This is a genomic window from uncultured Oscillibacter sp., assembly GCF_900546705.1.
Lineage (GTDB): Bacteria > Bacillota > Clostridia > Oscillospirales > Oscillospiraceae > Oscillibacter.
In genome coordinates this window covers 1-7,684 of sequence record NZ_URDP01000057.1, presented here as the reverse complement: position 1 = coordinate 7,684, position 7,684 = coordinate 1, and the positions used below count along the sequence as shown (strand labels likewise).

The following is a 7,684-nucleotide window of genomic DNA, read 5'->3' as shown; positions in this document are numbered from 1 at the left end:
TGCTGCTGCTGCTGGTGGGTGCTGTGTTCATCTACACCCCCGGCGACATCGCCGCCACCCAGGTGTTCCACTTCTCCGGCCTGGCTACCGATCCTACCACCTGGATCATCTACGGCGTGATCTTCGTGTACTACCTGGTTGCCACCATCTTCCCCATCGACGCCATCATCGGCAAGATCTATCCCGTGTTCGGTGCGATCCTGCTGTTCTCCGCCATCGGTGTGTTCATCGGCATGTTCGTCAAGGGCTATCCCCTGCTGAACGTCTGGGACGACTGGCAGGGCGTGGCGCTGAATGCCTTCACTCTGGCTGAGGACGGCAGCAAGGTGCCCTTCAGCTACGGTGAGTACTTCAACGCCCAGCACTTCATCCCCATCTTCTTCATCACCGTTGCCTGCGGTATGCTCTCCGGCTTCCACTCCACCCAGACTGCCATCATCTCCCGCTCCATGAAGAGCGAGAAGCAGGGCCGCATGACCTTCTACAACATGATGGTTCTGGAAGGCTTCATCGCCATGGTGTGGGCTGCCGCTGCCATGGGCGTGTACAACCTGGGCCTGCAGGAGGCCAACGCCGGCCTGGCCACCGGCACGGTCGGTGTTGTCTGCCGCGACATTCTGGGCAACGTGGGCGGCCTGATCGCCCTGATCGGCATCATCGTTCTGCCCATCACCTCCGGCGATACCGCTCTGCGCGGCCTGCGTCTGCAGATTGCCGAGTCCTTCCACATTGACCAGAGCTCCAAGAGCAAGCGCCTGGGTCTGTCTGCCGTGATCTTCGCCCTGGTGGCCGTGATCCTGGTGTTCGCCAAGATGAACTCCAACGGCTTCAACATCCTGTGGCGTTACTTCGCCTGGTCCAACCAGACCCTGTCCCTGTTTGCCTTCCTGGCCATCAGCGTGTGGATGTTCGAAAATGGCAAGAGCAAGTTCGTGTGGGTTCCCATGATCCCCGGTGCCTGGTATACCTTCATTACCATCACCTACATCATGAACGCCAAGATCGGCTTCAATATCCCCTGGACCATCTCCTATGCCATCGGCATTGTGGCGGCCGTTGCCTACGTGTTGATTATCTGCACCTACGGCAAGAAGCGCGCCGGCAGACTGGCCCGCAAGTAAATTTCCCCCTCCCGCTATGATCCCTTCTTATGGGCTCCGCCGCGCTGTCGCGGCGGAGCCTTTCTATATCCAAGCAAAAGGCACCCCAGGCTTTGCCTGGGGTGCCTTTTATATTTGAATCATTGTTGCTTTTCACACAGCAGGTGCAGTGCCTCCACATAGCCGCTCAGACCGTGACCGCGGATGGTGGCGGTACAGGCGGCGCGGATATAGGAGATGTGGCGAAACTCCTCCCGGGTGTCCGGGTCGGAGACGTGCACCTCCACGGTGGGAATGCCCACGGCCTTGACCGCGTCCAGCAGCGCTACGCTGGTGTGGGTATAGGCTGCGGGGTTGATGATAATGCCGTCCACATGATCGAAGTAGGCCTGTTGGATGGCGTCCACCAGGGCGCCTTCGTGGTTGGACTGGAAGAAGCTCACCTCCACCCCCAACTGCCGGGCTTCCTGCCGGACCATTTCCATCAGGTCGTTGTAGGTGGCCTTGCCGTAGATTTCCGGCTGGCGGATGCCCAGCATGTTCATGTTGGGGCCGTTAAGGATCAGAATGTGCACAAAAATCCCTCCAGATGGCCTGAGCGGTTTCCTCCGCCGGACCGTTGTTGTCAATGGCTGTATCCCGGAAGCGCTCGTACAGGGGCTTGCGCGCCTGCCACATGGCGGCAAGATCCGCACCCTGGGAGAGGGGACGGCCGTCGGTGGGCAGGACAGAGAGGTCTCGCAGCAGGTGATAGATCCGGCCGTTTTGCCGCAGGGCATGATAGTTTTCCGGAGTTTTCACCACGCCGCCGCCGGTGAGCAGGATCACACCGGCCAGTTTGCCGGCCTGGGCGGTCTCCTCGCGCTCCAGGGCACGGAATTCAGACTCCCCGCCTCGGGCAAAGATCTCCGGAATGGAGCAGCCGGCCCGCTCCTCGATCCGACGGTCAATGTCCACGGCCTCCCGCCCGGTCAGCGCGGCCAGAGCGGCACCCACGGTGGACTTTCCGCAGCCGGGCATGCCGATGAGAACGATGTTTTCCATTTGACGCCGGAGCATCTGCAAGATCCGCTCGTTCTCCCCGTCGGGGATGGAGCGCTCGAAGAAATGCTCCTCGGCGGCCGTGGCCTGGGCTACCAGCATGGGAAGTCCGTCGGAGCAGGGAATCCCCAGCTCCTGGGCCTGAAGCAGCAGGGCTGTGCGCAGGGGGTTGTAAATCAGGTCCAGCACGCCGCTGCAGCGGGGAAAAGCCGTCAGGCTTACCGGCGCGGCGCCGTTGCCGGGGAACATGCCCACCGGCGTGGCGTTGACAATAATATCCGCATCGGCGTGGCGGGAGAGGTTTTCGTAGTTGTCCGGGCCGGAGCGGGAGATGACCACCACCTCCCGGCATCCCAGCTTCCGGGCGCAGGCCACCGCCGTATGGGAGGCTCCGCCGCTGCCAAGCACCAGGACCTTTTTGCCGGAAAAGTTGATGCCCACCCGACGGGCCGTGTAGCAAAAGCCCACGGCGTCGGTATTGAAGGCCAGCAGCTTGCCCCCCCGGCGCACAATGGTGTTGACGCTGCCGATGGCGGCGGCGTTGGGATCGATCTCGTCGCATAGGGGCATGACCGCAAGCTTATAGGGAATGGTGACGTTGAGTCCTCCAATGGCCTCCTGGCTCAAAAACGGGGCCAGATGTTCCGGTTCCAGCTCAATGAGACGATAGCTGTGATTTCCCAGCGCGTCGTGGATGGGTACGGACCAGCTGTGACCCAGCTTGCGGCCCAGCAGGCCGTAGATTTTCTCCCCCATAGGCTCACACTTCCGCGTAGCTGCCCAGGAACTGGAAGCTCTGGCAGCTGCGTTCCAGCTCCTCCAGCATGGGCAGTACGCCCGGTTCGTGGACGGAGGCCTCCAGCTCCAGGAAGAAGATGAACTCGAAATTCCGGCCGGTGACGGGGCAGGACTCCAGCTTGGTCATGTTGATGCCCAGAGCCGCCAGCTTGGAGAGGATGTCGTACAGGGCGCCGGGCTTGTTTTCACAGGCGATGATGAGGCTGATACGGTTGGCGCCGGCGTAGATGACCGGGTCCTTGGTGATGCAGATGAAGCGGGTGTAGTTGTTGTCGCTGTCCTGGATGTCGTCTTTCAGGCACTCCAGACCGTACAGGCCCGCACAGGGATGGGAGGAGATGGCGGCCACATGCTTGTCTCCCCGCTCGGCCACCATCTGGGCGGCTGCAGCGGTGTTGTCACAGGGCACCACCCGCACGCCGTTGAGGCCCGTCAGGAAGTGGCTGCACTGGCCGATGGCCTGCTCGTGGGAGTAGATCTCCGTGATGTCGGAGAGCTTGGCGCCCGGCAGACCCAGCAGCTCATGGCGGATGCAAAGACGGGTGGAGCGGACCACCGACAGCTTGTGGTCCTGGAGCAGCTCATACACTGCACGGACGGAGCCGTTGGAGCTGTTTTCGATGGGCAGCACGCCGAACTTGCACAATCCGGACTCTACGGCGGAGGCCACAGCCTGGAAGGTCTTGACGTAGACGATGTTGCCCCGGGGCAGCAGCCGATCGCAGGCCACCTGGGAGTTGGCGCCCTCCACGCCCTGGCAGGCGACCAGCCCCGTCTGGGGAAACACCTCGCTGCCGGCGGCCAGAGAGGCCTTTACCTGGGCGGCCACCCGGGTGGGAGAGGAGATGAGCTCCGCCTGGCGGGAGCGGGACAGCTCCAGCAGCGTGGAGAACAGGTGGTAGGCGTACCGCTCCTTGTCGCCGGATTTCTCCGTGACCTTGGCCAGAATCTCCCGTTCCCGCTGCTTGTTCAAAATGGGCTGATGGTGCTCGTTTTTATAGGCGGCCACCTCTTCGGAGAGGGACATGCGCTGCAAGAACAGGTCCAGCAGCTGGTCGTCCACAGTGTTGATCTTTTCGCGAATCTCAGAAAGTTCCATGGTTTCCCTCCAACAATAAATCTAACAGTACGGCGGCGGTGACCGCCTCCACAACCGGGACAGCCCGGTGGGCAATACAGGGGTCGTGACGGCCCCGGATCTGGAGCTCAGTCGTCTCCATGGTGGAAAGACGCACGGTCTGCTGGGGTCGGGCAATAGACGGCGTGGGCTTGAAGGCCGCCCGCAGGACAAGGGGCATGCCGGTGGTGATGCCGCCCAGAATGCCGCCGGCGTGATTGGTCTCGGTGACCACGGTACCGCGGTCCACCCGGAAGACGTCGTTGTTCTCTGAACCGCAGGAGCGGGCGGCGTCGAAGCCGGAGCCGAAATCCACGCCTTTGACGGCGGGGATGCCGAAAATGGCCGCAGCCAGACGGCTCTCCATCCCGTCGAACATGGGATCGCCCAAACCGGCGGGAAGGCCGATGGCAGCACACTCCACCACGCCCCCCAGAGAGTCACCGCCGGATTTGGCGGCCAGAACGGTGGACTGCATCCGCTGTCCGGCGGCATCATTGAGGACCGGGTAGGACTTGGCGGCCACTGTATCGAAAAGGGCCGCTGTGGGATACAGGGGGAAGCGCTCATCTTGTTCCGTGCCCACGGAGAGCAGGTGGGCGCCTACGTGGATGCCCCGCCGGGAGAGGATCTGCCTGGCGATGCCGCCGGCGATGCACAGCGGCGCCGTGAGCCGGCCGGAGAAGTGACCGCCGCCCCGCATGTCCGCCGCTCCGCCCCACTTGACGGCGGCGGTGAAGTCCGCGTGGCCGGGCCGGGGCGTGTCGGTGAGACCGGCATAGTCCGAAGAGTGCTGGTCGGCGTTTTCGATGACGGCGCATAGCGGCGAACCGCAGGTCTTTCCATTTTCCAGACCGGAGAGGAATACCGGTGCGTCCGATTCCTTCCGGGCGGTGGAGAGGGGACTGCCGCCGGGCCTGCGGCGATTCAAAAAGGCTTGCAGCTCCTCTGTGTCCACGGCCTCCCCGGCAGGCAGGCCGTCCACCACCACGCCGATGGCGCGGCCGTGGGACTGGCCGAACACACTGATTTTCAGCAGCTTTCCGAATTCAGAGGACATGGATCTCACCTCCCAGGGACTGATAGACCTCCCAGAAGTCCGGGTAGGACTTTTTGACGCACTCTGCGCCCAAAATCGTTACAGGGCTTGTACAGCCGGTGGCGGCAATGGCCGCCGCCATGGCGATGCGGTGATCTCCTGCGCTGTCCACGGTACCCCCGGCGAGTTTTCCGCCGGTGACCGTCAAACTGTCGGGTCCCTCCTGGCAGTGCCCCCCCAAAGCTGTCAGCATGGCGCAGACCGTGGAGAGCCGGTCGCTCTCCTTCATCCGGAGCCGGGCGGCACCGGTAAAGCGGGTGGTGCCGCTGGCTGCTGCGGCCATGACCGCCAGGGGCGGCAGCAAATCCGGACAGCCGGATACGTTGATTTCCCGGTCACCGGGCCGGGCCAGCCGCCAATAGAGATCAGAGACCACTTTGTCACCCTGGACGGAATGGGGGTTCAGTCCCTGCACCGTCACAGAATTGTTCCAGAAGGCGGCCCCGTACCAGAATGCCGCCTGGGACCAGTCCGCCTCCACAGACCGGTCAAAGGGCCGATAGGCAAAGGGAGAGACCTGGAAGGCGCCGCCCGGGACCTGAGGCTTTGCAACTGTCACGCCGGCGCCCATCAGGGCATCCAGCGTCATGAGGATATAGTCCCAGCTCTCCACAGCGGTGGTGGGGACGATGGTGCTGGGGCCGTCCAGCAGCGGCAGGGCGAAGAGGAGGCCGGTGAAAAACTGGCTGGAGACGTTGCCCGCCAGCCGATATTCTCCCGGCGTCAGCCGTCCCCGGACCGTAAGGACGCCATCTGTTTTCTCAAAAGAGATGCCCTTTTCCCGAAAGAGGTCCAGGTAGGGGCCCTGAGGCCGCTCCATAAGACGGCCCTGCCCGGTGAACACACCGCCTCCGGCTACCGCCAGAGCGATGGGGAGGAAGAAGCGGAGGGTGGAACCGGATTCTCCGCAGTCCAGATGGGGCAGGGATGCTCCGAAAGCGCCTCTGCCGCCGGTGCCTGCGATCTCCAGCGTACCGGGGGTGGTTTCCCGCCAGCGGCCGCCCAGAGCCGTCAGGCACCGGAGGGTGGCCTCCACATCCTGACTCATAGCCACCCCCCGTATCGTGCTGACGCCGCCTGCCAGCCCTGCGGTGATGAGCAGCCGGTGGGCCTGGGACTTGCTGGGCGGCGGCGTCACAGTGCCGGAGAGCTTTTTCGGCGTAATGCGAAGGTCCATGCTATGCCTCCTTTCCGGCGGCAATGAGGCGTTCCAGCTCTGTTACCGGCAGCTTGTGGAGCTGACAGGTGCCGATGCGCCGGGGCACCACGATGGTGATGGTGTCTCCGGAGCGCTTCTTGTCGCTGAGGGCTGCCTGAGCAAGGTCCGCGGCGGAAAAGTCGGTGCCGGTGGGCAGGCCGTTTTTGGCAAGGCAGGCGGCGATGCGCCCGGCAATGGGCTCCTGCGCCCATCCCATGGCCTCGGCTGCCCGGGCCATGACGGCAAGGCCCGCCGCCACCGCATGGCCGTGGGGGATGCAAAAGCCGCTGCATTTTTCAATGGCGTGGCCCACGGTGTGGCCCAGATTCAAAAGCCTGCGCTCTCCCTGCTCGGTTTCGTCCCGCTGCACCACGCCGGCCTTGTATTGAACGCACCGGGTGATGACGTCTGCCGGGGCGGCGGTAAGGGTGCCGTCTTCAAAAAGGGTGAAGAGGGACTCGTCACAAAGGACGCCGGTCTTGATGGCCTCGGCGGCGCCGTCGGCAAATACGTCGGCAGGGAGAGACTGAAGGCAGTCCGTGTCGCACAGTACGGCGGCGGGCTGCAAGAAGGCGCCTGCCAGGTTTTTGCCTGCGGAAAGGTCGATGGCGGTCTTTCCGCCCACAGAGGAGTCCACAGCGGAAAGCAGCGTGGTGGGCAGCTGCACATAGCGGATGCCCCTGAGGTACACGGCGGCCGCAAAGCCCGCCATGTCGCCTACCACGCCGCCGCCCAATGCGGCCACACAGTCGGTGCGGGTCAGATGCTCCCGGGCCAGGAACTCCAGAATGTCGGCCAGGGTGTGCATGGTTTTGCTGGCCTCGCCGGCGGGAAACACATAAGAGACGACGGAAAAGCCCGCGCACTTCAGGCTCTCCAGCACTTCATCCAGGTAGAGGGGGGCCACGGTGTCGTCGGTGATGACGGCCATGCGGCAGGGGACGAGGATATCCCCCAGCAGTGATCCGCACCGGCTCAGCAGGCCCAGGCCGATCTGCACGGAATAGGAGGGGCTGGTGCGGACGGGAATGGTTTGAATGGAGTCGGACATAGGGAAAACTCCTTTTATATAATGTATGGGCCCGGCGGCCGAAGCATCAGTTGCCGCCGGCGGTGGCCTTTTTCTCCCGGCCGTCCCGCAGCAGCGCCCGGAGCCGCTGGGCATCCCGGGCCTTCAGGGCGTCCAGATACTCGTTCAGATGCCCCACCAGCACCTCCAGTTCGCGTGTCAGGTAGTCGGCGTCGTCCAAAAACAACTCCGTCCACATGTCCTCATCCAGCCGGGCCACCCGGGTCATGTCCTGGAAGCTGCCGGCGGAGAAGCCCCGGCG

Annotated in this window: 8 protein-coding genes; 1 reads left to right on the top strand and 7 read right to left on the bottom strand. The window is 63.6% G+C overall.

What is annotated here, in order from left to right; all coding sequences use genetic code 11:
- The coding region (locus tag QZS13_RS09530; RefSeq protein WP_295588352.1) for a carbon starvation CstA family protein at positions 1 to 1,121 on the top strand (1,121 nt) is incomplete at its 5' end.
- 119 nt (positions 1,122 to 1,240) lie between these two features.
- On the opposite strand, the gene aroQ is transcribed toward QZS13_RS09530, so the two are convergent.
- The 7 genes from aroQ to QZS13_RS09495 all read right to left on the bottom strand — a co-directional run.
- Entirely contained in the window at positions 1,241 to 1,675 is a 435-nt protein-coding gene (aroQ, locus tag QZS13_RS09525) for a type II 3-dehydroquinate dehydratase (protein WP_295588350.1), read from the bottom strand.
- Complete coding sequence (locus QZS13_RS09520; protein ID WP_295588347.1) at positions 1,656 to 2,897, bottom strand: shikimate kinase; 1,242 nt, start codon at positions 2,895 to 2,897, stop codon at positions 1,656 to 1,658. The genes aroQ and QZS13_RS09520 overlap by 20 nt, the downstream gene beginning before the upstream one ends.
- Positions 2,898 to 2,901: 4 nt before the next feature.
- The gene (locus QZS13_RS09515; protein ID WP_295588344.1) at positions 2,902 to 4,038 is read right to left on the bottom strand and encodes a bifunctional chorismate mutase/prephenate dehydratase; all 1,137 of its coding nucleotides are present in this window, start codon (positions 4,036 to 4,038) and stop codon (positions 2,902 to 2,904) included.
- On the bottom strand, positions 4,025 to 5,116 hold the full coding sequence (gene aroC, locus QZS13_RS09510) for a chorismate synthase (RefSeq protein WP_295588341.1): 1,092 nt from the start codon (positions 5,114 to 5,116) through the stop codon (positions 4,025 to 4,027). Before aroC ends, QZS13_RS09515 begins: the two co-directional genes overlap by 14 nt.
- Complete coding sequence (gene aroA, locus QZS13_RS09505; protein ID WP_295588337.1) at positions 5,106 to 6,332, bottom strand: 3-phosphoshikimate 1-carboxyvinyltransferase; 1,227 nt, start codon at positions 6,330 to 6,332, stop codon at positions 5,106 to 5,108. The genes aroC and aroA overlap by 11 nt, the downstream gene beginning before the upstream one ends.
- Before the next feature lies 1 nt (position 6,333).
- Positions 6,334 to 7,404 carry a 3-dehydroquinate synthase gene (gene aroB / locus QZS13_RS09500; protein WP_295588336.1) on the bottom strand — a complete coding sequence of 357 codons (1,071 nt, stop codon included), beginning with the start codon at positions 7,402 to 7,404 and terminating at the stop codon, positions 6,334 to 6,336.
- A 46-nt stretch (positions 7,405 to 7,450) separates the two neighbouring features.
- Positions 7,451 to 7,684, bottom strand: a 234-nt coding sequence (locus QZS13_RS09495) for a prephenate dehydrogenase dimerization domain-containing protein (RefSeq protein ID WP_295588333.1), incomplete at its 5' end; no start/stop codon positions are given.